Origin of the sequence: Pseudomonas parasichuanensis, assembly GCF_021601385.1 — a bacterium.
GTDB lineage: Bacteria > Pseudomonadota > Gammaproteobacteria > Pseudomonadales > Pseudomonadaceae > Aquipseudomonas > Aquipseudomonas parasichuanensis.
In genome coordinates this window covers 253,657-276,169 of record NZ_BQHO01000004.1, presented here as the reverse complement: position 1 = coordinate 276,169, position 22,513 = coordinate 253,657, and the positions used below count along the sequence as shown (strand labels likewise).

Sequence of the window (22,513 nt, the reverse complement as noted above, 5' to 3'; positions counted from 1 at the left end):
GCTGGAGGGGGGCGCAGCAGGCGGGGAGTCTGTTCATGGCGGGTATTGTGCCAGCCGTTGGGCGGGTGGTGGAGCTGAAATTGCTGGGGCCGCAAAGCGGCCCCGGCTATCTTCAATCAAACGCCGTCTTCAAGAACGCCTGCATATCCTTCCACGAGCTCTCATCCGCCGCCTTGTCATAACCAATGTCCGGCCCACCATGCTCGCCATGGCTCAACCGATCGGCATCCGGGTTGGTAAACCCATGCTTGGCTCCCGGAATCCCGACGAACTTGTAGTCGGCCTTGGCCGCATCCATCTCTGCCTTGAACGCCGCCACCTGCTCCGGCGTGACCATGCTGTCGGCCTCGCCGTGCTCCACCAGGATCTTCGCCCGGATCACGCCGGGCTTGGCCGGGCTCTGGGTGGCCAGCGCACCATGGAAGCTCACCACGGCATCGAGCTTCTCGCCGCGGCGTGCGGCGTCGAGCACCACCTTGCCACCAAAGCAGTAGCCCACGGCGGCCAGTTGGTGCTGCCGGGTGTTGGGCTGCAGCTTCAACAACTCCAGCCCCGCATCGAAGCGTTTGGCGGCCGCCTGCGGGTCCTTCATCGCTGCCGCCATGAACGCCTGGGCATCCTGCGGGTGCTCGGTGTGCTTGCCGTCGCCGTACATGTCGATGGCCAGGGCGTTGTAGCCCAGCGCCGCGAAATCCCGGGCGCGGCGCTTGGCGTAGTCGTTCAGCCCCCACCATTCATGCACCACGACGATACCGGGGCGTTTGCCTTCGACCGCGTCGTCATAGGCGTAGTAGCCGATCAGGGGGGGGCCGTCGGCATCCTGGTAGCGGATCTCGCGGGTCTGCACCGCTGCCTGGGCAAGGACGGTACTGCACAGCAGGGCCAGGGCAAGCAGAAAACGCATGGCAAAGCTCCTTCTTTTGCGGTGGGTGTTTCGTTCAGCCGGGGTTCAGGCCGGGTTCAGCGGTGGTTCAGGGCGTCCTCCCTACTCTAGTCCCCAGACCGAAACAGCGCATCCAACTGGAGTACGAACCTATGAAAACCTTCAACACCCTGCTTGCCGCCATGGCCGTTTGCGCCGCTGGCATCGCCACCACCGCCCAGGCCGACGACACCTTCGCCAGCCTGACTTACGGCCAGACCAGCGACAAGGTTCGCAAGTCCGGCCTGCTGCAGAGCAACACCGACCACCTGAACACCGATGGCGTCATCGCCAAGGACGGTACCTGGGGCGTGCGCGTGGGGCAGATGAACAACCAGGGCCGCTACTACCTGACCTACGACAACGTTTCGGGCGAGCACAGCGGCCTCAAGCTGCGCCAGGAAAACCTGCTCGGCAGCTACGACCTGTTCCTGCCGGTGGGCGATACCACCAAGCTGTTCGGCGGTGCTTCGCTGGGTGTGACCAAGCTGTCCCAGGAGTCCTCCGGCTACAGCCGTGATACCGATACCGGCTACGCCGTCGGCCTGCAGGGCGGCGTGCTGCAACAGGTCACCGACAATGCCTCGGTGGAACTGGGTTACCGTTACCTGCGCAGCAACGCCAGCACCGAACTGTCGCCCCACGACGGCGCCAAGATCGGCACCCTGCGCCTGAACAGCAGCGCGCAGACCTACCTGGCGGCCAACTACAAGTTCTGAGGTCACTGTTATCCTGTAAGGGCCTCATCGCTGGCAAGCCAGCTCCCACAGGTGATGCGCAAAACCTGTGGGAGCTGGCTTGCCAGCGATGAGGCCGCTAAAGGCAACCGAATAAGGAGATCCGCATGAAATTGCTGGTGGTCGAGGACGAGGCGCTGCTGCGTCATCATCTGTTCACTCGCCTGGGCGAGGGCGGCCATGTGGTGCAGGCGGTGGCCAATGCCGAAGAGGCCCTGTACCAGGCCGAGCAGTACAACCACGACCTGGCGATCATCGACCTGGGCCTGCCGGGCATGAGCGGGTTGGACCTGATCCGCCAGTTGCGCAGCCTGGGCCAGAGCTTCCCGATCCTTATCCTCACCGCCCGGGGCAACTGGCAGGACAAGGTCGAAGGCCTGGCCGCCGGCGCCGACGACTATGTGGTCAAGCCGTTCCAGTTCGAAGAGCTGGAGGCGCGCCTGAACGCGCTGCTGCGCCGCTCCAGCGGCTTCACCCAGTCGACCATCGCCGCCGGCCCCCTGGTGCTGGACCTCAACCGCAAGCAGGCGACACTGGACGAGGCCCCGCTGGCGCTGACCGCCTACGAATACCGCATCCTCGAATACCTCATGCGCCATCACCAGCAGGTGGTGGCCAAGGACCGGCTGATGGAGCAGCTCTACCCGGGGGACGAAGAGCGCGACCCTAATGTCATCGAAGTGCTGGTTGGCCGCCTGCGGCGCAAGCTCGAGGGCGAACAGGGCTTCAAGCCGATCGACACGGTGCGTGGCCTGGGCTACCTGTTCACCGAGCGCTGCCGATGATCCGTTCGCTGCGCGTGCGCCTGATGCTGGCGGCGGCGCTGCTGGCGTTGCTGTTCATGCTGGCGCTGCTGCCGGCGTTACAGAAGGCCTTCAGCCTGGCGTTGCAGGAGTCCATTGAGCAGCGCCTGGCTTCTGATGTAACCACCCTGATCTCCGCCGCGCGCATTGAGCGCGGCCAACTGCAGATGCCGGCGCTGCTGCCGGACGAACGCTTCAACCTGCCCTACACCGGCCTGCTCGGCTATATCTTCGACCGCCAGGGCAAGCTGGTCTGGCAGTCGCGGGCTACCCGCAACCAGAACATCAACTACCAACCGCGGTACGACGGGCGCGGCAACGAGTTCGCGCGCATCCACCAAAGCGATGGCGATGAGTTTTTCGTCTATGACGTGGAGGTCAAGCTGCTGGGCGGCAAGAGCGCCGCGTTCAGCATTGTTGCCCTGCAGCCGGTAAGCGAATACCAGCACACCCTGGACGGCCTGCGCGAGAAGCTCTACCTGGGCTTTGGCGCGGCCTTGCTGGCGTTGATGGTCCTACTCTGGGCCGGCCTGACCTGGGGCTTGCGTTCGTTGCGCAGGCTCAGCGTCGAGCTCGACGAGGTCGAGGCCGGTGCGCGGGAGGGGCTTAGCCGTGAACATCCCCGTGAACTGCTGCGCCTGACCGGCTCGCTCAACCGCCTGCTGCGCAGCGAGCGCGAGCAGCGTCAGCGCTACCGTGACTCGCTCGACGACCTGGCGCACAGCCTCAAGACCCCGCTGGCGGTGCTGCAGGGGGTGGGCGAAAGCATGGCCCAGGGCAAGCAGGAACCCGAGCAGGGGCGGGTATTGCAGGGCCAGATCGAGCGCATGAGCCAGCAGATCGACTACCAGTTGCAGCGCGCCAGCCTGCGCAAAAGCGGCCTGGTACGCCACCAGGTGCAGCTCGGCCCACTGCTCGACAGCCTGTGCAGCACGCTGGCCAAGGTCTACCGCGACAAGCGCGTCGAGGTCAGCCTGGACATCCCGCCCCAGGCGCGGGTGCCGATGGAGCAGGGCGCCCTGCTGGAGCTGCTCGGCAACCTGCTGGAGAACGCCTACCGCCTGTGCCTGGGCCAGGTGCGGGTCAGCCTGCATGAAACGCCGGGGCTGCTGGAATTGTGCGTCGAGGACGACGGCCCCGGCGTGCCCGCCGACCAGCGCGAGCGCATCCTCGAGCGCGGCGAGCGGCTGGACAGCCAGCACCCTGGGCAGGGCATCGGCCTGGCGGTGGTCAAGGACATCATCGACAGCTACGACGCCGAGCTGAGCCTGGATGATTCGGCGCTCGGCGGGGCAGCCTTCCACATCGTCTTCCGCCTGGAATGACACCCCGCAGGCGCCAGCGGTGCGGGTGCCTGCAAGGCGGATTCCCGCCAACCTGCCTTGTACGTTTTCCGCCATCGGGCGGGAATCCGCCATCTCCTACCTGCAGTTTCGCCCCGTCCGAGGGCATTCCCACCCCGTAAACACTGGTCATGCACCCCAAGCGGGCACATTGGCATCGCCCTTGCTATTCATCTGGCAGAGGCCTGCCCAGGCGCTCGAACACAACGACAAATCCCTCCGGGTGCAGGAGGGTTCGCGATTCAGGTGCCCCACATCCTGGGAAGGATGGGCCGGCACACTTGAGGAAAAATGAGCCATGACGACACGTCAGCCGCTGTACAAATCGCTGTATATCCAGGTGTTGGTCGCCATCACCATCGGTATCCTGCTCGGCCACTTCTACCCGGAAACCGGCGTTGCCCTCAAACCCCTGGGTGACGGGTTCGTCAAACTGATCAAGATGGTCATCGCCCCGATCATCTTCTGCACCGTGGTCAGCGGCATCGCTGGCATGCAAAGCATGAAGTCGGTAGGCAAGACCGGCGGCTACGCGCTGCTGTACTTCGAAATCGTCTCCACCATCGCCCTGATCATCGGCCTGGTCGTCGTCAACGTGGTCAAGCCGGGCGCTGGCATGCACATCGACGTCAGCACCCTGAACGCCAGCAGCGTGGCCGCCTACGCCGCCGCCGGCGCACAGCAGACCACCGTTGGCTTCCTGCTCAACATCATCCCCAACACCGTGGTTGGCGCCTTCGCCAACGGCGACATCCTGCAAGTACTGATGTTCTCGGTGATCTTCGGCTTCGCCCTGCACCGCCTGGGCAGCTACGGCAAGCCGCTGCTGGACCTGATCGACCGCTTCGCCCATGTCATGTTCAACATCATCAACATGATCATGAAGCTGGCCCCGATCGGCGCCTTCGGTGCCATGGCCTTCACCATCGGCCAGTACGGCGTGGGTTCGCTGGTACAGCTGGGCTACCTGATGGCCTGCTTCTACATCACCTGCGTGCTGTTCGTGCTGGTGGTGCTGGGTGGCATCTGCCGCGCCCACGGCTTCAGCGTGCTCAAGTTGATCCGCTACATCCGTGAAGAGCTGATGATCGTGCTGGGCACCTCGTCCTCCGAGTCGGCCCTGCCACGCATGCTGGCCAAAATGGAGCGCCTGGGTGCGAAGAAATCCGTGGTTGGCCTGGTGATCCCGACCGGTTACTCGTTCAACCTCGACGGCACCTCGATCTACCTGACCATGGCCGCGGTGTTCATTGCCCAGGCCACCGACACCACCATGGACATCACCCACCAGATCACCCTGCTGCTGGTGCTGCTGGTGGCCTCCAAAGGTGCTGCCGGCGTTACCGGTTCGGGCTTCATCGTCCTGGCTGCGACCCTGTCGGCCGTCGGCCACCTGCCGGTTGCCGGCCTGGCGCTGATCCTCGGCATCGACCGCTTCATGTCCGAAGCCCGTGCCCTGACCAACCTGATCGGCAATGCCGTGGCTACCGTGGTAGTGGCCAAGTGGGTCAAGGAGCTGGACACCGACAAGCTGGAGTCGGAGCTGGCTTCCGGTGGTTCGCCGCTGGTCGAAACCCGTCCGACCGACGACCTGGGTGTGGCTGAAGGCCCGGCGCGTTGATCGCGACAGTGAAATGAAGAAGGCGACCCTCGGGTCGCCTTTTTTGGTGCCTGGTTTTTCTGCAGCGCCGGTGTCGGCCCTTTCGCGGGTGAACCCGCTCCCACAGGATGTGTGCCGTACTCAGGCCTGCCGATTTACCTGTGGGAGCGGGTTTACCCGCGAATACGGTCTATCACTCGACGCGAGTCTCACCGCTATACACCAGGATCTCCCGGCACCGCCGGCACAGGTAGCGCCGCCCCTGGCGCACCAGCTTGTGGCGCTGCGCGGTAAACGGGAAATCACTCTGCGGGCACGGGCAGCGGTAGATGTAGCGCATTACCACGCGCCGTTGCACTTCGTAGTTGTGGCAACGATTGGGCGGCAGCTCGTACACCCCGCGCATGATCAGCTGCCACTCTTCACCATGGGCCTGGATACGGTCGCCGAACAGTTGGTGGGCGACCAGGTGCGCCACTTCATGGGCCACGGTCTGGCGCAGGAAGTCTTCCTGGTTCTCGCGGTACAGCTGCAGGTTGAAGCGCAGCAGGTTCTCGTGCAGATGCGCGACACCCGCCTTCTGCCCGCGCAGCTTGAAGCTGACTTCCGGGCGCGGGAAGGGCCGTTTGAAGAAGGTTTCGGCTTGCTGGTAACAGGTTTCGACGCGTTGCTTGAGCTGCTCGGGCATGGCGGGGTGGTTCTCCTGACCGGGCATTATGCCGCAAGCGCTTTGGGCCTGCCGAGCCACCGGTCAGCAGACGAAACGAAGCCGCCTTGCGGCGGCCTCGGGTGATGCTCCCGTGTCGGGTCGATCTAATTGGTATGTGCTAGTTGGTGTAGACGGGCCCCACGCCCAGTCCCCAGATGATCACCGTGGCGGCCATGATCGCCACCAGGACCACCAGGCCCACCGCCAGCACCGAACTCGAGAACAAGAAGCCTTCGTCGGACGGTATGTTCATGAATGTCGGCAGCCCCACGTACAGCAAGTAGACCGTGTAGCAGATCGCCGCTGTACCGATCAGCATGCCCAGCCACAAGTGTGGGTAAAGCGCCGCCAGGCCCCCGATGAACAGCGGGGTTGCGGTGTAGGTGGCGAAGGCGATGCATTGCGCCATGCTCGGGTTGGCGTCGTAGGTGCGCGCCATCCAGTGGATGAAAGCGCCCATCACGGCCACCCCGGCGAGCATTGCCAGGTACGACATGATGCTCATCCAGATCGCGCTTTCCATGGTCAGCATCACTGCCGGGCGCTCGCCGATTACCCAGCCCACCTGGGTGGTGCCGATGAACGCCGAGACAGCGGGGATCGCCGCCAGGATCAGTGTGTGCGTCAGGTACATGTGGCTGATGCTTTCGTCCTCGCCACGAATCTCCCGCCACTCCTGGTCAGGGTGGGTGAACAGCCCTACAACGTGATGAATCATACTGGTCACTCCTATCGTCGTTGCCAAACGCCCCCCAGATGGAGCGCCTGTGGCCCGAGGCCAGGAACACCCATTACCGCGGTCATGTGGCCTTATGTCGCAGTATAGGAAGCCGTTCCCCACACAAAACCGGCTTTTTAGAGCAAATTGCGCTGTCAGGCCCTCTGTTGATTCCCTTGAAGTCTTTGACGGAATGGCCTACAGCGGTGCGCCATTTGTGCGTAAAATATCCGCCTTTTGTCACACCTCGCGGATCCAAGCGCTATGGGCACCCTCTCGGTCAACCAGAACAAACTGCAAAAACGCCTGCGTCGTCTCGCCGGCGAAGCCATCACCGACTACAACATGATCGAGGATGGCGACAAGGTCATGGTCTGCCTGTCCGGCGGCAAGGACAGCTACACCATGCTCGACGTTCTGTTGCACCTGCAGAAGGTGGCGCCGATCAAGTTCGACATCGTCGCGGTGAACATGGACCAGAAGCAGCCCGGCTTCCCCGAGCACGTGCTGCCGGCCTACCTCAAAGCGCTGGGTGTCGAGTACCACATCGTCGAGAAGGACACCTACTCGGTGGTCAAGGAGCTGGTGCCCGAGGGCAAGACCACCTGCTCGCTGTGCTCGCGCCTGCGCCGTGGCACGCTGTACACCTTCGCCGACGAGATCGGCGCGACCAAGATGGCCCTGGGGCACCACCGCGACGATATCGTCGAGACCTTCTTCCTCAACATGTTCTTCAACGGCGCGCTCAAGGGCATGCCGCCGAAGCTGCGCGCCGACGACGGGCGCAACGTGGTGATCCGCCCGCTGGCCTACTGCAGCGAGAAAGACATCCAGGCCTATTCGGACATGAAGGAATTCCCGATCATCCCGTGCAACCTGTGCGGTTCGCAGGAAAACCTGCAGCGCCAGGTGGTCAAGGACATGCTGGTGGAGTGGGAGCGCAAGCACCCGGGCCGTACCGAGAGCATCTTCCGCGCCATGCAAAACGTGGCGCCGTCGCAGCTGGCCGACCGCAACCTGTTCGACTTCACCAGCCTTACCATCGACGAAAACGCCACCCCGCGTTTCCTCGACGTGGTGAACCTCTGAGCCCATGCGCGACTACCCGTGGCTGTACGAGTACTGCCTGAACCGCTTCGGCTCGGCCCAGGCCCTGGAGGCCTTCCTGCCGCAGCCGCGCACGCCGGCGCAGTTGCGCGGCATCAGTGACGACCGCTACCTGTCGACCCTGGCCCTGCGCGTGTTCCGCGCCGGGCTCAAGCACAGCCTGGTGGACGCCAAGTGGCCGGCGTTCGAGCAGGTGTTCTTTGGTTTCGACCCGGAGAAAGTCGTGCTGATGGGCGCCGAGCACCTGGAGCGGCTGATGCAGGACGAACGCATCATCCGCCACCTGGGCAAGCTCAAGAGCGTGCCGCGCAATGCGCAGATGGTGCTGGACGTGGCCAGGGAGAAGGGCAGTTTCGGCGCGTTCATTGCCGACTGGCCAGAGACCGACATCGTCGGGCTGTGGAAGTACCTGGCCAAGCACGGTAACCAGTTGGGCGGGCTGTCGGCGCCGCGCTTTCTGCGCATGGTCGGCAAGGATACCTTCATCCCCACCGACGACATGGCGGCCGCGCTGATCGCGCAGAAGATCATCGACAAACCGCCGACCAGCCAGCGGGATCTTGCGTTGGTGCAGCAGGCGTTCAACCAGTGGCACGCCGAGAGCGGGCGGCCGCTGTGCCAGCTGTCGGTGATGCTGGCGCATACCGTCAACCATTGAGATTGCCGGGGCCGCGTTGCGGCCCTTTCGCGGCACAAGGCCGCTCCTACAGAAGTAAGCGTTCCCCTGTAGGAGCGGCCTTGCGCCGCGAAATGGCAGAATTTAACGTCATTCGCCGGCCATACGCCGCTCGATCTGAAACTTCCAGCGCACATACAGCAGCCCGGCCACGAACAACCCCAGGCTCACCAGCACCTCGACCCAGCCAAACAGCGCCCGCGACGGGTCGAACGCCGCCAGCACGCCCTTGATGAAGTAGATGTTCACCACGAAGCAGGTCCAGGCATGCGCCCGGGCGCTGCCCATGAGCATGCCGGGCAACAGCAGCAGCAGGGGGACCAGTTCGATGGCCAGGATCACCCCGACCCGCGCCCCGTGCAGATCGGCGAACCACAGGTTGTTCACCACCAGCAAGGCGATCAGGCCGAAGAAACAGGCCAGGCTCAAGGCCCGGGTCAGCCGCACCCGTGGCGCCAGCCAGTCCAGTGGCGGCAGTACCTTGGGTTTTTTAGCCACGTTCGCCACCCAGGGCCTTGGCGGTATTCGCCAGGCGTTGGCCGAGTGCGCGACACAGGGTGATTTCGTGTTGATCGAGTTCGCGCTTGCCGTCGGCGCCGGCATGGTGGCTGGCGCCATACGGGGTGCCGCCGCCGCGGGTTTCCAGCAGCGCCGACTCGCTGTAGGGCAGGCCCAGCACCAGCATGCCGTGGTGCATCAGCGGCAGCAGCATCGACAGCAGGGTGGTTTCCTGGCCGCCGTGCAGGCTGGCGGTGGAGGTGAACACCGCCGCAGGTTTGCCCACCAGCTCGCCACCGAGCCACAGGCTGCTGGTGCCGTCGAGGAAGTACTTGAGCGGGGCGGCCATGTTGCCGAAGCGGGTCGGGCTGCCCATGGCCAGGCCGGCGCAATGGCGCAGGTCGTCGAGGGTGGCGTACAGCGCGCCACTGGCCGGGATGTCCGGGGCCACGGCCTCGCACTCGGTGGAGATCGCCGGCACGGTGCGCAGGCGGGCTTCCAGGCCGGCCATCTCGATGCCGCGGGCGATATGCCGGGCCATCTCGCTGGTCGAGCCGTGGCGGCTGTAATACAGCACCAGGATGTACGGGGCGCTCACGGCAGGATCTCCAGGACTTTCTCCGGTGGGCGACCGATCACGGCCTTGCCGCCGGCGACCAGGATCGGGCGTTCGATCAGCTTGGGGTGCTGGACCATGGCTTCGATCAGTTGGGCATCGGTCAGGGCCGGGTTGGCCAGGTCGAGGGCCTTGTATTCGTCTTCACCGCTGCGCAGTAGCTGGCGCGCGCCAATGCCCAGCTGGCCAAGCAGGTGCTTGAGGGTGGCCGCGTCTGGCGGGGTTTCCAGGTAGCGCACGATGGTGGGCGACAAGCCGCGTGCCTCGAGCAGCTCAAGGGCGCCGCGGGATTTCGAGCAACGCGGGTTATGATACAGGGTCAGATCGGTCATGACGGGTCGCATCCAGCAGGGTGTGGCAGCTATTCTAACCGACTTCAATGCTTGAAAACTTCGAGAAGGATTGACCCATGGCAAGGCGTTTGGCAGCTGCACTGGCCATCACCGCGAGCCTGTTGCTCGGCGGCTGCGGTGCAGACTACGGTGTGGACCAGCACGGCAACACGGTGAAGAGCGAACAGGTCGACGGGCACTGGCTGGTGCTCAACTACTGGGCCGAATGGTGCGGCCCGTGCCGTACGGAAATTCCCGAACTCAATGCCGCGGCCAAGCAGTGGGAGGCCCAGGGCATCAAGGTGCTCGGGGTGAACTTCGACGGCTTGCAGGGCGCCGACCTCAAGGCCGCCGCCGACACGCTGGGCATCGCCTTCACCGTGCTCGCCCAGGACCCGGCCGAGCGCTACGAACTGCCGCGCAGCGAAGCGCTGCCGGTGACCTACATCATCGACGACAAGGGCAAGGTGCGTGAGCAGTTGATGGGTGAGCAGACGCTCGAAGGGCTGCAGGCGAAGATCAAGGCGCTCAAGGGCGGCGCCTGAGGCATTGTCGGGGCCGCTATGCGGCCCTTTCCGGCCGGTCCGGCGCCCCGGCAAGGCCGCTCCTGCAGGGTATCGCGTGCCCCTGTAGGAGCGGCCTTGTGCCGCGAATGGGGCGCAAAGCGCCCCCTTGGATGCTCAGCCTTCCTCAGGCCAGAAGCGCAACGGCTTGCCTTCAGCCGGCCAGAAGCGGATCTGCTCGATCGGCGACACATCCCAGCGCTGCACCGTCTCCAGCGCCTGCAGGAAGCGTTTTTCCTGGTCCATCAGCGCCGGCGCACACAGCTTGCGGGTCTTGCCGACCTTGCCGAAGCTCAGCTGCTCGCCATTCAGCGTGTACGGCGCGAACCAGTGGTTGCAGCCGGCATTGCCATAGGCGCGGCCATCGTTGGCCAGGGTGAGCGTGAGGTGGCTGTAGTCGATCAGCGGTCGCTCACCGATCCATTCCAGCACATAGCTCTGCTCCTGCTGCAGGGGCGAAGGCTGCGCTGCACAACCCATCAGGCCGCCGGCGATCAGCGCGGCGCTCAACAGCTGTTTCACTCAACCACGCTCCCGGCACTGTGGGCACAGGTGCTTGTCGCCCTGGCTGGCCCAGCCCAGCTCCGCCACGCGGGCGCTGGCGGCCGGTGCATGGCCTTTCTTGCCCAGCTTGGCTTCAGCGGCGAACTCGAAATCCAGCACGGCGTCGCAGCTGTCGCACTTGACCTGCCATTCGAGGATTTCCAGCTCGTTGAACACCGGGCCCTGGGCCACGGCGACCCACTGGCCGCTCGGGTTGATCAGGTGACGCACGCTGTCCACGGTCAGGCGCATGGACAGGGTCTTGCTGCCCTTGAGGCTGACCAGCAGCACGTCGTTTTTCTGGATCGAGCCGCCGTTGCCGGTGACCTGGTAACGGCCCGGCACCAGTGCGCGGCATTCGATCAGGGTGTGTTGCGGGTTGAAAAGGGTGTAGCGGAAATCGTGTTCGACCATGGGTCCTCCAGAATTGCCGCGTATCCTAGCATCAACCTTCGACGATGTTCTGCGGATTGCCTGCCGCCCAGCGGGTGATGTTGTCCAGGGTGGTCGCGGCGATGGCATCCAGCGCCTCGCGGGTCAGGAACGCCTGGTGCGCGGTGACGATCACGTTGGGGAAGGTCAGCAGGCGCGCCAGCACATCGTCCTGCAGGGGCTGGTCGGAGCGGTCCTCGAAGAACAGCTGCGCCTCTTCTTCATACACATCCAGCCCCAGGTAGCCGAGCTGGCCGCTTTTGAGCGCCTCGATCAGCGCTGGGGTATCGACCAGGGCGCCGCGGCCGGTGTTGATCAGCATGGCGCCGGGTTGCAACTGGGCCAGGTTTTGGGCGTTGATCAGGTGCCGGGTGTGCTCGGTCAGTGGGCAGTGCAGGCTGATGATGCGGGCTTCGCGCAGCAGCTCGGGCAGCGCCAGGTAGCGCGCCCCCAGGGCCAGCAGCTCGGGGTTGGGGTAAGGGTCGTAGGCCAGCAGCTGGCAGCCGAAACCGGCCATGATACGGGCGAAGGCCACGCCGATCTGCCCGGTGCCGACCACGCCGACGGTCTTGCCGTGCAGGTCGAAGCCGGTCAGGCCATGCAGGGTGAAGTCACCTTCACGGGTGCGGTTGTAGGCGCGATGCAGGCGCCGGTTGAGGGCCAGGATCAGGGCCACGGCATGTTCGGCGACGGCGTGCGGCGAGTAGGCGGGCACCCGCACCACCGCCAGCCCCAGGCGCTGCGCCGCCGCCAGGTCGACGTGGTTGTAGCCGGCCGAGCGCAGGGCGATCAGGCGCGTGCCGCCAGCTGCCAGGCGCTCCAGTACCGGAGCGTCGAGCTCGTCGTTGATGAACGCGCAGACCACCTCGTAACCGCAGGCCAGGGCCGCCGTGTCGAGGGTCAGGCGCGCCGGCTGGTAGTGCAACTCCAGAGCCGTGCCAGCGGCAGCACGGTTGAAGCTTTCCTGATCGTAGTGCTGGCTGCTGAACAACAGGGCGCGCATGGTGGTATTCCTTTAATGGCTACGCCGCCAGTTTAGCCAGGCGGGCAGGGCGTCTATTGATCTGGATGGGCTGTGGCGGCCTCATCGTGTGGCAAGCCCGCTCCAAGGGGGACGCGATCACACACCGCATTGCGCCTGTTCCGCGAGGCGGACAATCGCCCGGTCCAGCTCATCCAGCGCCTGCTGGGCCTGTGGGTTGTCCTGCTTGAGCAAGGTTTCGCTGCGTTGGCAGGCCGCACGCAGCTGTGGCACGCCGCAATAGCGCGAGGCGCCGTTGAGCCGATGCACGCGCTCGATCAGGGCGGTGTGATCGTCCGCTTCACGGGCTGCAAGGATGGCCTCCCGTTCAGATGCAAGCGAGGCCAGCAGCATGGCCAGCATGTCCGCCGCCAGGTCCGGTTTGCCGGCAGCCAGGCGCAACCCTTCCTCTGGGTCGAGCACTTTCAGTTCGCTGCTATCGGGCAGGCGCTCGGGGCTGCGCTCGGGTTGCGGGGCACCCAGGCTCAGGCCGGTCCATTTCATCACCACCTGGGCCAGCTGGCGTTCACTGATCGGCTTGGTCAGGTAGTCGTCCATGCCACTGTGCAGCAAGGCGCGCTTTTCATTGGCCATGGCGTGCGCGGTCAGGGCGACGATCGGCAGCGCCGGGCCGCTGTGGCTGCTTTCCCAACGGCGGATCTGTTCGGTGCAGGCGCGCCCGTCCATGCCCGGCATCTGTACATCCATCAACACCAGGTCGAAGGGTTCGTCCTGCACGGCCTGGGCCGCCGCAAAGCCGCTGTCCACCGCCAGCACTTCGGCGCCCATGCCTTCAAGCAGGGTCTGCACCAGCAGCAGGTTGGCCGGGTTGTCGTCGACGCACAGCACCTTGGGCATGCGCTCGCCTGTGACGTGGCGCTGTTCGCCGAGGGGGCGGCGCGGTTGCACCAGCTCCAGCAGCAGGCGGCGCAGCTTGCGTGTGCAGGTCGGCTTGGCCAGCAACTGGCCATGGGCGTTGGGCAGGTAGGGGTGGTACAGCGGCTGCTCGGTGGTCGGGCAAAGCACCACGCACTGGCAGCCCTGGCGTTCGAGTTGCTGGTGATAGTGGCCGAGCTGTTCGGGCGAGAGGCTGCCCAGGTTGGCGCCGAGCACGGCGAAATCGAAGGGCTGCCCGGCTTGCGCGGCCGCGTGCACGGCCTGCAGCAGCTGGTCGTAGGTGGTGAACAGGCAGACCGACAGCCCGCAGTCCTCCAGCTGATGCTCCAGGGCCTGGCGCGCCAGGTCATGGCCGTCGACGATGGCCACCCGGCGGCCAAGCAGCGCCTGCACGGGGTGTTCCTCGATATCGTCGTGGGCCCGGGGCAGGTTGAGGCTGATCCAGAACTGCGAGCCTTCGCCCGGGGTGCTGTCGACGCCGATCTCTCCACCCATCTGCTCGATCAGGCGCTTGGAAATCACCAAGCCCAGGCCGGTGCCGCCGGGCTGGCGCGACAGCGAGTTGTCGGCCTGGCTGAAGGCCTGGAACAGGGTACGCACGTCCTGCGGCGACAGGCCGATGCCGGTGTCCTGCACGCTGATGCGCAACTGCACGCTGTCTTCCTGCTCGTCTTCGAGCATGGCGCGCACGACGATCGTGCCTTCGCGGGTGAACTTGATCGCGTTGCTCACCAGGTTGGTCAGGATCTGCTTGAGCCGCAGCGGGTCGCCGACCAGCGACAACGGCGTGTCGCGGTACACCAGGCTGAGCAGCTCCAGCTGCTTGGCGTGGGCGGCCGGGGCGAGGATGGTCAGGGTGTCCTGGATCAGGTCGCGCAGGTTGAACGGGATGCTGTCGAGCACCAGCTTGCCGGCCTCGATCTTGGAGAAGTCGAGGATCTCGTTGATGATCCCCAGCAGGTTGTCGGCGGACTTTTCGATGGTGCCCAGGTAATCGAGCTGGCGCGGGGTCAGCTCGCTTTTCTGCAAGAGGTGCGTGAAGCCCAGGATGCCATTGAGCGGGGTGCGGATTTCATGGCTCATGTTGGCGAGGAACTCGGACTTGATGCGGCTGGCTTCCAGGGCCTCCTTGCGCGCCATGTCCAGCTCGATGTTCTGGATCTCGATGGTCTCCAGGTTCTGGCGCACGTCCTCGGTGGCCTGGTCGATGCTGTGCTGCAGCTCTTCGTGGGCGCTATGCAGGGTTTCGGCCATGCGGTTGATACCGGCAGCCAACTCGTCCAGCTCATGGCTGCCCATGGCCGGCAGGCGTGCGTCGAGGTGGCCGTCCTTGAGCTGGTTGACCGCATGCTTGATGCGGTTGATCGGGCCATTGATGGTGCGGCCCATGCGTACGGCGAGCAGGGCGGTCAGGCTCAGGCAGGCGAAGATCAGCAGCAGGCTGGTGAACAGGTTGCGATAGCCGCGCAGCAGGGTGCCATCGTGGGACAGCTCGATTTCCACCCAGCCGAGCAGCCGCTCGGCCTCGGCGGGCACCGCGTCGGTGGCGAGGTCGCGGTGATGGCCGAACACCGGCATCAGGTAGCGGGTGGCGTCATTGCCGGTGCGTTGCAACAATTGTGTGCCGGTGCCGCCGCTGGGCGGCTGGTTGAGCATGCTCGGGCCGGCGTGGGCCAGGCGTGTGCGGTCGGCGGCAAGAAACGCCACGGCGCGCACGTCAGACTGCTCCAGCGCCTGGGCGGCGATGCGCTCCAGCTGTTCCGGGGCCAGGCGGGCCAGGGCAGGGGCGGCCAGCGGGGCCAGTTGCTCGGCGATCATCTTGCCGCGTTGCAGCAGTTGCGTGCGCAGCTCGTTCTGTTGCAGCCAGGTGAAGTAGCTGCCCAGCACCAGGGCCATCAGGCTGGCCGGCAGCAACGCCAGCAGCAGCACGCGGCTGCGGATTCCCAAACGATCGAGCACACCTGTCTCCTGTCATGTGCCAACGCGCGGACGCGCTCCAGCGGGAACGTTACTCCGGGCTTGGTGGCAATGCACTCATTTGTATTGGTTTTTGTCTGCCCTGGCCTGCAGGGTGCGCGTCGGTCGTACAGCGGTTGCCTTGGCAAGACGGTATGCTCAATAATTGCGCAACTGAGAATTGATGGCAGTTGCCAATGAATCCCGTAGCTATTCACGAGTCCAGTATCCTGGCCATCGAGGATGATCCTGTCCTGGGCGCCTACCTGCATGAAGAACTGCAGCGTGGCGGCTTCCAGGTCACCTGGTGCCGCAACGGCCTGGAAGGGCTGGAGGCCGCCGGGCGCCAGGTGTTCGACCTGGTGTTGATGGATATCCTGCTGCCGGGGCTCAACGGCCTGGACGCCCTGGCGCGCCTGCGTCGGCACAGCGCCACGCCGGTCATCCTGATGTCGGCGCTGGGGGCCGAGGCGGACCGGATCAGCGGCTTCGAGCGCGGCGCCGACGACTACCTGCCCAAACCGTTCAGCTTCGCCGAACTGCGGGTGCGTATCGAGGCGATCCTGCGCCGGGTGGCCTTCGAGCGTCGCGCCAAGGTGCCCCATGAGGCGGGCGTCGGCCAGTTGCACTTCGACGAGCCACTGTGCGATGTGAGCCTTGAAGGTGCCTGGGCCGGCCTGACTCCCAGCGAGTTCCGCCTGCTCGACATCCTGAACCGTAGCCAGGACGAAGTGCTGAGCAAACCCTTCCTTTACCAGCAAGTGCTGCAGCGCGGCTACGCCCGCCACGACCGCAGCCTGGACATGCACGTCAGCCAGATCCGCCGCAAGCTCAAGGCCATCGGCTACCACGAGCGGCAGGTCCGCACGGTGTGGGGCAAGGGCTATCTGTTCGGTGCGGGCGAGGCGGACTGACCGTGCTCGATCGCCATTCGCTGTTCTGGAAGCTGGCCGTACTGCTCGTGGGCTTCTGCCTGCTGATGATCGGCCTGAGCTACACCTGGGGCCGGCACATGGAAACCCAGAACGCCTTCCTCTCCGAGCCGGCCCGCCAGGTATTGCGCGGCTATGCTGCCGAAGCCGAGCAGGCCTGGCGCGAAGGCGGGCAGGACGGCGTCGACCGCTGGCTGGCAGGCATGCACCAGCGCGAGCGCGGCTGGGTCGGGGTGCTCGACGGGGGGCTTCGCCCCTTGGGCACGGCCCCCTTGAACGCAGAGCAGATTCAGCACCTGACCCGCTTGCGCGGCGTTGACTGGCCGATGAGCCGGCGCACTATCGGCCAACCCTGGCTGCGCCTGCCGTTTCCCGGCCAGCCGGAGCAAGGCGCCCTGGTGATCGAGCTGCCCGAGCGTTTCAACCCTGGGCAGTACCGCCTGTTCTGGCGGGTCATCACCAACGGTGTCATCCCAGGGCTGTTCACCCTGCTGCTGTGCGTCGGCCTGTACCGCATGCTGATCGTGCCGCTCAACCAGCTGCGCGAGCAGGCCAGCGCCTGGCGTGCCGACCAGCTCACGACGCGGCTCGACTCGCGCACCATCCAGCGCCGTGACGAGCTTGGCGAACTGGCCCGGGCCTTCGACCAGATGGCCGAGCGCCTGCAGGGCACCGTGGCGCTGCAGCAGCAGCTGTTGCGCGACCTCTCCCACGAAATGCGCACCCCGCTCAGCCGTTTGCGCGTGGCCTGCGATGGCGAAACCGACCTGCAGCGCCTGCGCGAACGCGTGCACCGCGAAGTGGACGGCATGCAGCAACTGGTCGAGGACACCCTGCAACTGGCCTGGCAGGATGCCGAGCGCGCACCGATGAACCTGGAGCCGATCCAGTTGCCGGTGCTGTGGGACATGCTCAGCGAAAACGCCTGCTATGAAAGTGGCTGGGCACCACAGCGCCTGGTCTGTGCCTTGCCGCTCGACTGCTGGGTGCAGGGCAATCTCAATCACCTGGCCCAGGCGCTGGAGAACATCCTGCGCAATGCCATTCGTCATTCGCCGACCGACGGCTGTGTGCGCCTGAGTGGGCAGCGCGAGGGCGGTTACTGGCGCATCGCCCTCGAAGACGAGGGCGGCGGCGTGGCCGAGGAGGACCTGGAGCGGATCTTCGCGCCGTTCTCGCGGCTCGACGGTTCGCGGCCGGGGGATGGTGGTTTCGGGCTGGGGCTGAGCATTGCCCGCAGTGCCATCCGGCGCCAGGGGGGCAGTGTCTGGGCTATCAATGGCGAACATGGGTTGCGCGTGTGCATGCGCCTGCCGGCAGGTGAGTGCGATCCATCGCGGGGCAGGCCAGCTCCCACAACGCGCGACGCCCCCCCATTGCCAGTCGGCTTATAGCTTCCAGCTATAGCGTCCGACAATTGCGTGATATGGCCACGCAGGGTTTGCCGGTATGATAGGCGCCCCTGCCGTCCGGATTGCGATAACGCCCATGACCCTGCAGTACCCAACCATCGCCGATTGCGTCGGCAACACGCCTCTGGTTCGCCTGCAGCGCATCGCCGGGGCCACCAGCAACACGCTTTTGCTCAAGCTCGAAGGCAACAACCCGGCAGGTTCGGTCAAGGACCGCCCGGCGTTGTCGATGATCACCCGCGCCGAACTGCGCAATCAGATCAAGCCCGGCGACACCCTCATCGAAGCGACTTCCGGCAACACCGGGATCGCCCTGGCCATGGCGGCGGCGATCAAGGGTTACAAGATGATCCTGATCATGCCGGACAACTCCACCGCCGAACGCAAGGCGGCCATGACCGCCTATGGCGCCGAGCTGATCCTGGTGACCAAGGAAGAGGGCATGGAAGGCGCGCGCGACCTGGCTGAAAAGCTGCAGGCCGAAGGCCGTGGCCTGGTGCTCGACCAGTTCGCCAACGGCGACAACCCGATTGCCCACTACAACAGTACCGGGCCGGAGATCTGGCGGCAGACCGAGGGCACCATCACCCATTTCGTCAGCTCCATGGGCACCACCGGCACCATCATGGGCTGCTCGCAGTACCTGAAGGAGCAGAACCCGGCGGTGCAGATCATCGGCCTGCAACCGATGGAAGGTTCGGCCATCCCCGGCATCCGCCGCTGGCCCCAGGAATACCTGCCGAAGATCTTCGACGCTACCCGGGTCGACCGTGTGGTCGACATGTCGCAGCAGGAAGCCGAAGAGACCACCCGCCGCCTTGCCCGCGAAGAGGGCATCTTCTGCGGCGTGTCCTCCGGTGGTGCGGTGGCGGCCATGCTGCGCCTGTCCCGTGAAGTCGAGAACGCAGTGATGGTTGCCATCATCTGCGACCGTGGCGACCGTTACCTTTCCACCGGCCTGTTCGATACCAACTGATGTCCAGAAAGAAAAGCAACAGCGGCCTGCGCTTCCAGCCGGCCGGCGGCGACCGTAGCACCCAGGTGCCCGTGGGCAAGAAGCAGCGCCTCAAGATCGAGCGCCTGGCCGGTGATGGTCGCGGGATCGCCTTCGTCGAAGGGCGCACCTGGTTCGTCAGCGGTGCGCTGGGCAGCGAAGAGGTCGAAGCACGGGTGCTCGCGGCCCGCGGCAAGGTGGTCGAGGCGCGCCTGGAGCGCGTATTCCAGGGCAGCCCCGAGCGCCGCGAAGCGCCGTGCAAACATTACCAGCGCTGCGGCGGCTGCAACCTGCAGCACCTGCCCCATGACGGCCAGCTGGCGCTCAAGCAGCGCACGCTCGCTGAACAATTGCAGCGTGTCGCCGGCATCCAGCCGGACGAGTGGGCCGCGCCCCTGAGCGGGCCCGAGTTCGGCTATCGACGCCGGGCGCGGGTGGCCGTGCGCTGGGACGTCAAGGCTCGTCAGCTGGACGTGGGGTTTCGTGCCGAGGCCAGCCAGGACATCGTCGCCATCGACGACTGCGCGGTGCTGGTACAACCCTTGCAGTCGATCTTGCGCCACTTGCCGACCGTGCTGCGCAGCTTGAGCAAGCCGCAGGCGCTGGGGCATGTGGAGCTGTTCAGCGGCAGTGCCGAGGCGCTGCTGGTACGCCATGTGGCGCCGCTTGCGGCTGACGACCTGGCGCGGCTCGAGGCGTTCTGCCGTGAAGCCGGCGCCCAGTTGTGGCTGCAGGGTGAGGGCGACCCGGCGCCAGTGGAGGCCGCGGTCGAGCTGGGCTTTGCCCTGGAACCCTGGGGGTTGCAGTTGGCCTGGCGGCCGGGTGACTTCGTCCAGGTCAATGCCCAGGTCAACACCCTGATGATCCAGCAGGCCCTGGCCTGGCTGGCGCCCCAGGCGGATGAACGGGTGCTGGACCTGTTCTGCGGCCTGGGCAACTTCGCCCTGCCGTTGGCCCGTCAGGCGCGGGAAGTGGTAGCGGTAGAAGGCGTGCAGGCGATGGTCGAGCGCGCCGAGGCCAATGCCCGCAGCAACAATGTGCATAACGCACGGTTTTTTCAGGCCGATTTATCGCAGCCTTTGGCCGGCGCCGGATGGGTCGCCGAGGGCTTTTCTGCGGTACTCTTGGATCCACCGCGCGACGGTGCGTACGAAGTGGTGCAAGGCATCGCTCGGCTCGGCGCGAAACGGCTGGTCTACGTATCGTGCAACCCGGCCACGCTGGCGCGAGATGCGCAGGTGCTGGTCGGGCAGGGGTACCGGTTAAAAAGGGCCGGGATTCTCGACATGTTTCCTCAGACGGCGCATGTCGAGGCCATGGCGTTATTCGAAGTGGGCTAGCGAGCCTGGTCTTCTTGGTGTGGCCCTCAGGGAACGTGGGCGGCACAGGTGATAACCAGCGCACCCGTGTGGTGCGCTGTATGGAAAGGTAAAACAAAGATGGTACAGGTGAGAGTGCACCAGCCGGTCAACAACGACGGCAGTATCAATCTCGAAGCATGGCTCGATCATGTGGTGAGCGTCGATTCGCAGCTTGATCGCGCGGCGCTCAAAGAGGCCTGTGAGTTCGCCCAGGAAATCGAGAAAAAGGGCAACCCGGCCAAGCATTCCTGGGCCGATGGCACGTCCAGTTTCCAGGCGGGCCTGGAAATCGCCGAAATCCTCGCCGACCTCAAGCTCGACCAGGATTCGCTGATGGCGGCGGTCATCTACCGCTCGGTGCGCGAAGGCAAGGTGACAGTGGCCGAAGTCGGCCAGCGTTTTGGACCGGTGGTGTCCAAACTGATCGATGGCGTGCTGCGCATGGCGGCCATCAGTGCCAGCCTCAGCCCACGCCAGTCGCTGGTGCTGGGCTCGCAGGCGCAGGTCGAGAACCTGCGCAAGATGCTGGTGGCCATGGTCGACGACGTTCGCGTGGCGCTGATCAAGCTCGCCGAGCGCACCTGTGCCATTCGTGCGGTGAAGTCCGCCGACGATGAAAAACGCCTGCGCGTGGCCCGCGAGGTGTTCGATATCTATGCACCGCTGGCCCACCGGTTGGGCATCGGCCATATCAAGTGGGAACTCGAAGACCTCTCGTTCCGCTACCTTGAGCCCGACCAGTACAAGCAGATCGCCAAGCTGCTGCACGAGCGCCGGTTGGACCGCGAGCGCTTCATCAGCGACGTGATGAACCAGTTGCAGAACGAGCTGCTGGCCACCGGCGTCAACGCCGACATCAGCGGCCGGGCGAAACACATCTATTCGATCTGGCGCAAGATGCAGCGCAAGGGCCTGGAGTTCAGCCAGATCTACGACGTGCGCGCGGTGCGCGTGCTGGTGCCGGAAGTGCGCGACTGCTACACCGCGCTGGGCATCGTGCACACCTTGTGGCGGCACATCCCCAAAGAGTTCGACGACTACATCGCCAACCCCAAGGAAAACGGCTACCGCTCGCTGCACACCGCGGTGATCGGCCCAGAGGGCAAGGTGCTGGAAGTGCAGATCCGTACCCACGCCATGCACGAAGAGGCCGAGCTGGGGGTGTGCGCGCATTGGCGCTACAAGGGCACCGACGTCAAGCCCAGCTCCAACCACTACGAAGAGAAGATCTCCTGGTTGCGCCAGGTGCTCGAGTGGCATGAAGAACTGGGTGACATCGGCGGCCTGGCCGAGCAGCTGCGGGTCGATATCGAGCCGGACCGGGTCTACGTGTTCACCCCCGACGGCCATGCCATCGACCTGCCCAAGGGCGCCACGCCGCTGGACTTCGCCTACCGCGTGCACACCGAAATCGGCCACAACTGCCGCGGCGCCAAGATCAACGGCCGCATCGTGCCGCTCAACTACAGCCTGCAGACCGGCGAGCAGGTGGAGATCATCACCAGCAAGCACGGCAACCCGAGCCGCGACTGGCTGAACTCCAACCTCGGCTATGTGACCACCTCGCGGGCGCGGGCGAAGATCGTCCACTGGTTCAAGCTGCAGGCCCGCGACCAGAACGTCGCTGCCGGCAAGACCCTGATCGAGCGCGAACTGAGCCGGCTGGGCCTGCCCCAGGTGGACTTCGAACGCCTTGCCGAGAAGGCCAACGTCAAGACCGCCGAAGACATGTTCGCCGCCCTCGGTGCCGGCGACTTGCGCCTGGCGCACATGGTCAACGCCGCCCAGCAGCTGCTCGAGCCCGAGCGCATCGAACAGGTCGAGCTGGTGCCGCGTCAGGCGCGGGGCATCCGCGCGGGCAAGCGCAACGACATCCAGATCCAGGGCGTTGGCAACCTGCTCACGCAGATGGCCGGTTGCTGCCAGCCGCTGCCGGGCGATGCCATCGTCGGCTACATCACCCAGGGCCGCGGCGTGAGCATCCACCGCCAGGACTGCGCCTCGGTGCTGCAACTGGCGGGCAAGGAGCCGGAGCGGATCATCCAGGTCAGCTGGGGGCCGATCCCGGTGCAGACCTACCCGGTCGACATCGTCATCCGTGCCTACGACCGCCCGGGGCTGCTGCGCGACGTGTCGCAGGTGCTGCTCAACGAGAAGATCAACGTGCTGGCGGTCAACACCCGCTCGAACAAGGAAGACAACACCGCTTTGATGTCGCTGACTATCGAGATCCCCGGCCTGGATGCCCTCGGGCGCTTGCTCGGCAGGATCTCGCAGTTGCCGAACATCATCGAGACGCGGCGTAACCGTACCCCTTGAGACTGAACGGGGCCGCTGTGCG

22 protein-coding genes are annotated in these 22,513 nt (G+C 65.3%); 12 read left to right on the top strand and 10 right to left on the bottom strand.

All coding sequences use genetic code 11. From position 1 onward, the window contains the following. Positions 1-112 precede the first annotated feature (112 nt). Positions 113-904 (bottom strand): dienelactone hydrolase family protein, encoded by a 792-nt coding sequence (locus L6D77_RS05605; RefSeq protein ID WP_232882427.1) that lies wholly within the window; start codon positions 902-904, stop codon positions 113-115. A 131-nt stretch (positions 905-1,035) separates the two neighbouring features. Here L6D77_RS05605 and L6D77_RS05600 point away from each other — a divergent pair, with 131 nt between their 5' ends. From L6D77_RS05600 to L6D77_RS05585, 4 genes are all read left to right on the top strand, one after another. Next, complete coding sequence (locus L6D77_RS05600) at positions 1,036-1,641, top strand: outer membrane protein (protein ID WP_232882426.1); 606 nt, start codon at positions 1,036-1,038, stop codon at positions 1,639-1,641. Positions 1,642-1,766: 125 nt separating this feature from the next. Continuing rightward, complete coding sequence (locus L6D77_RS05595; protein ID WP_232882425.1) at positions 1,767-2,444, top strand: response regulator; 678 nt, start codon at positions 1,767-1,769, stop codon at positions 2,442-2,444. After that, on the top strand, positions 2,441-3,787 hold the full coding sequence (locus L6D77_RS05590) for an ATP-binding protein (RefSeq protein WP_232882424.1): 1,347 nt from the start codon (positions 2,441-2,443) through the stop codon (positions 3,785-3,787). Before L6D77_RS05595 ends, L6D77_RS05590 begins: the two co-directional genes overlap by 4 nt. A gap of 316 nt (positions 3,788-4,103) precedes the next feature. Further along, positions 4,104-5,426: a dicarboxylate/amino acid:cation symporter gene (locus L6D77_RS05585; RefSeq protein ID WP_125462965.1), complete on the top strand. Its 1,323-nt coding sequence runs from the start codon at positions 4,104-4,106 to the stop codon at positions 5,424-5,426. A 172-nt stretch (positions 5,427-5,598) separates the two neighbouring features. Here L6D77_RS05585 and L6D77_RS05580 read toward each other — a convergent pair whose 3' ends face one another. Together L6D77_RS05580 and L6D77_RS05575 are read right to left on the bottom strand one after the other, a co-directional pair. Beyond that, positions 5,599-6,093, bottom strand: coding sequence for a SprT family zinc-dependent metalloprotease (locus L6D77_RS05580; protein WP_232882423.1), 495 nt, complete (start codon positions 6,091-6,093; stop codon positions 5,599-5,601). Positions 6,094-6,232: 139 nt separating this feature from the next. Then, complete coding sequence (locus tag L6D77_RS05575; protein WP_110993012.1) at positions 6,233-6,832, bottom strand: Yip1 family protein; 600 nt, start codon at positions 6,830-6,832, stop codon at positions 6,233-6,235. A gap of 264 nt (positions 6,833-7,096) precedes the next feature. Between L6D77_RS05575 and ttcA the strand changes: the two genes are divergently transcribed. Continuing rightward, positions 7,097-7,921: a tRNA 2-thiocytidine(32) synthetase TtcA gene (gene ttcA / locus L6D77_RS05570; RefSeq protein WP_232882422.1), complete on the top strand. Its 825-nt coding sequence runs from the start codon at positions 7,097-7,099 to the stop codon at positions 7,919-7,921. 4 nt (positions 7,922-7,925) lie between these two features. Continuing rightward, positions 7,926-8,597 carry a DNA-3-methyladenine glycosylase I gene (locus tag L6D77_RS05565; protein WP_232882421.1) on the top strand — a complete coding sequence of 224 codons (672 nt, stop codon included), beginning with the start codon at positions 7,926-7,928 and terminating at the stop codon, positions 8,595-8,597. A gap of 108 nt (positions 8,598-8,705) precedes the next feature. Here the strand turns inward: L6D77_RS05565 and L6D77_RS05560 are convergent, their stop codons facing one another. The 3 genes from L6D77_RS05560 to arsC are packed head-to-tail and all read right to left on the bottom strand — an operon-like array spanning position 8,706 to position 10,061. Beyond that, positions 8,706-9,113, bottom strand: coding sequence for a DUF2069 domain-containing protein (locus L6D77_RS05560; RefSeq protein ID WP_232882420.1), 408 nt, complete (start codon positions 9,111-9,113; stop codon positions 8,706-8,708). Further along, complete coding sequence (gene wrbA, locus L6D77_RS05555; RefSeq protein WP_232882419.1) at positions 9,106-9,711, bottom strand: NAD(P)H:quinone oxidoreductase; 606 nt, start codon at positions 9,709-9,711, stop codon at positions 9,106-9,108. Before wrbA ends, L6D77_RS05560 begins: the two co-directional genes overlap by 8 nt. Beyond that, entirely contained in the window at positions 9,708-10,061 is a 354-nt protein-coding gene (arsC, locus tag L6D77_RS05550; protein ID WP_232882418.1) for an arsenate reductase (glutaredoxin), read from the bottom strand. The genes wrbA and arsC overlap by 4 nt, the downstream gene beginning before the upstream one ends. Before the next feature lie 77 nt (positions 10,062-10,138). On the opposite strand from arsC, the gene L6D77_RS05545 reads away from it, so the two are divergent. Beyond that, positions 10,139-10,606, top strand: coding sequence for a TlpA disulfide reductase family protein (locus L6D77_RS05545; RefSeq protein ID WP_232882417.1), 468 nt, complete (start codon positions 10,139-10,141; stop codon positions 10,604-10,606). Positions 10,607-10,741: 135 nt separating this feature from the next. On the opposite strand, the gene L6D77_RS05540 is transcribed toward L6D77_RS05545, so the two are convergent. From L6D77_RS05540 to L6D77_RS05525, 4 genes are all read right to left on the bottom strand, one after another. After that, positions 10,742-11,146 (bottom strand): META domain-containing protein, encoded by a 405-nt coding sequence (locus tag L6D77_RS05540; RefSeq protein ID WP_110993018.1) that lies wholly within the window; start codon positions 11,144-11,146, stop codon positions 10,742-10,744. Further along, positions 11,147-11,581 (bottom strand): hypothetical protein, encoded by a 435-nt coding sequence (locus L6D77_RS05535; RefSeq protein WP_232882416.1) that lies wholly within the window; start codon positions 11,579-11,581, stop codon positions 11,147-11,149. Positions 11,582-11,612: 31 nt separating this feature from the next. Continuing rightward, the gene (locus L6D77_RS05530) at positions 11,613-12,602 is read right to left on the bottom strand and encodes a 2-hydroxyacid dehydrogenase (RefSeq protein WP_232882415.1); all 990 of its coding nucleotides are present in this window, start codon (positions 12,600-12,602) and stop codon (positions 11,613-11,615) included. A 117-nt stretch (positions 12,603-12,719) separates the two neighbouring features. Then, complete coding sequence (locus tag L6D77_RS05525; RefSeq protein ID WP_232882414.1) at positions 12,720-15,476, bottom strand: response regulator; 2,757 nt, start codon at positions 15,474-15,476, stop codon at positions 12,720-12,722. 194 nt (positions 15,477-15,670) lie between these two features. On the opposite strand from L6D77_RS05525, the gene L6D77_RS05520 reads away from it, so the two are divergent. From L6D77_RS05520 to relA, 5 genes are all read left to right on the top strand, one after another. Further along, positions 15,671-16,387 (top strand): response regulator transcription factor, encoded by a 717-nt coding sequence (locus tag L6D77_RS05520; RefSeq protein WP_232882413.1) that lies wholly within the window; start codon positions 15,671-15,673, stop codon positions 16,385-16,387. Positions 16,388-16,389: 2 nt separating this feature from the next. After that, positions 16,390-17,799, top strand: a complete 1,410-nt coding sequence (locus tag L6D77_RS05515) for a HAMP domain-containing sensor histidine kinase (RefSeq protein WP_232882412.1) — start codon at positions 16,390-16,392, stop codon at positions 17,797-17,799. A 94-nt stretch (positions 17,800-17,893) separates the two neighbouring features. Next, positions 17,894-18,793, top strand: a complete 900-nt coding sequence (gene cysM, locus L6D77_RS05510; RefSeq protein ID WP_232882411.1) for a cysteine synthase CysM — start codon at positions 17,894-17,896, stop codon at positions 18,791-18,793. After that, positions 18,793-20,151 (top strand): 23S rRNA (uracil(1939)-C(5))-methyltransferase RlmD, encoded by a 1,359-nt coding sequence (gene rlmD / locus L6D77_RS05505; RefSeq protein ID WP_232882410.1) that lies wholly within the window; start codon positions 18,793-18,795, stop codon positions 20,149-20,151. Before cysM ends, rlmD begins: the two co-directional genes overlap by 1 nt. Positions 20,152-20,250: 99 nt before the next feature. Next, positions 20,251-22,491, top strand: a complete 2,241-nt coding sequence (relA, locus tag L6D77_RS05500; RefSeq protein WP_110993026.1) for a GTP diphosphokinase — start codon at positions 20,251-20,253, stop codon at positions 22,489-22,491. Positions 22,492-22,513: the final 22 nt, after the last annotated feature.

What these genes read in the sequence shown, in the direction of transcription:
- L6D77_RS05605 (WP_232882427.1), bottom strand. Translation starts at nt 904, where the DNA reads ATGCGTTTTCTGCTTGCCCTGGCCCTGCTGTGCAGTACCGTCCTTGCC.
- L6D77_RS05600 (WP_232882426.1), top strand. Translation starts at nt 1,036, where the DNA reads ATGAAAACCTTCAACACCCTGCTTGCCGCCATGGCCGTTTGCGCCGCT.
- L6D77_RS05595 (WP_232882425.1), top strand. Translation starts at nt 1,767, where the DNA reads ATGAAATTGCTGGTGGTCGAGGACGAGGCGCTGCTGCGTCATCATCTG.
- L6D77_RS05590 (WP_232882424.1), top strand. Translation starts at nt 2,441, where the DNA reads ATGATCCGTTCGCTGCGCGTGCGCCTGATGCTGGCGGCGGCGCTGCTG.
- L6D77_RS05585 (WP_125462965.1), top strand. Translation starts at nt 4,104, where the DNA reads ATGACGACACGTCAGCCGCTGTACAAATCGCTGTATATCCAGGTGTTG.
- L6D77_RS05580 (WP_232882423.1), bottom strand. Translation starts at nt 6,093, where the DNA reads ATGCCCGAGCAGCTCAAGCAACGCGTCGAAACCTGTTACCAGCAAGCC.
- L6D77_RS05575 (WP_110993012.1), bottom strand. Translation starts at nt 6,832, where the DNA reads ATGATTCATCACGTTGTAGGGCTGTTCACCCACCCTGACCAGGAGTGG.
- ttcA (WP_232882422.1), top strand. Translation starts at nt 7,097, where the DNA reads ATGGGCACCCTCTCGGTCAACCAGAACAAACTGCAAAAACGCCTGCGT.
- L6D77_RS05565 (WP_232882421.1), top strand. Translation starts at nt 7,926, where the DNA reads ATGCGCGACTACCCGTGGCTGTACGAGTACTGCCTGAACCGCTTCGGC.
- arsC (WP_232882418.1), bottom strand. Translation starts at nt 10,061, where the DNA reads ATGACCGATCTGACCCTGTATCATAACCCGCGTTGCTCGAAATCCCGC.
- L6D77_RS05545 (WP_232882417.1), top strand. Translation starts at nt 10,139, where the DNA reads ATGGCAAGGCGTTTGGCAGCTGCACTGGCCATCACCGCGAGCCTGTTG.
- L6D77_RS05535 (WP_232882416.1), bottom strand. Translation starts at nt 11,581, where the DNA reads ATGGTCGAACACGATTTCCGCTACACCCTTTTCAACCCGCAACACACC.
- L6D77_RS05530 (WP_232882415.1), bottom strand. Translation starts at nt 12,602, where the DNA reads ATGCGCGCCCTGTTGTTCAGCAGCCAGCACTACGATCAGGAAAGCTTC.
- L6D77_RS05520 (WP_232882413.1), top strand. Translation starts at nt 15,671, where the DNA reads ATGAATCCCGTAGCTATTCACGAGTCCAGTATCCTGGCCATCGAGGAT.
- cysM (WP_232882411.1), top strand. Translation starts at nt 17,894, where the DNA reads ATGACCCTGCAGTACCCAACCATCGCCGATTGCGTCGGCAACACGCCT.
- rlmD (WP_232882410.1), top strand. Translation starts at nt 18,793, where the DNA reads ATGTCCAGAAAGAAAAGCAACAGCGGCCTGCGCTTCCAGCCGGCCGGC.
- relA (WP_110993026.1), top strand. Translation starts at nt 20,251, where the DNA reads ATGGTACAGGTGAGAGTGCACCAGCCGGTCAACAACGACGGCAGTATC.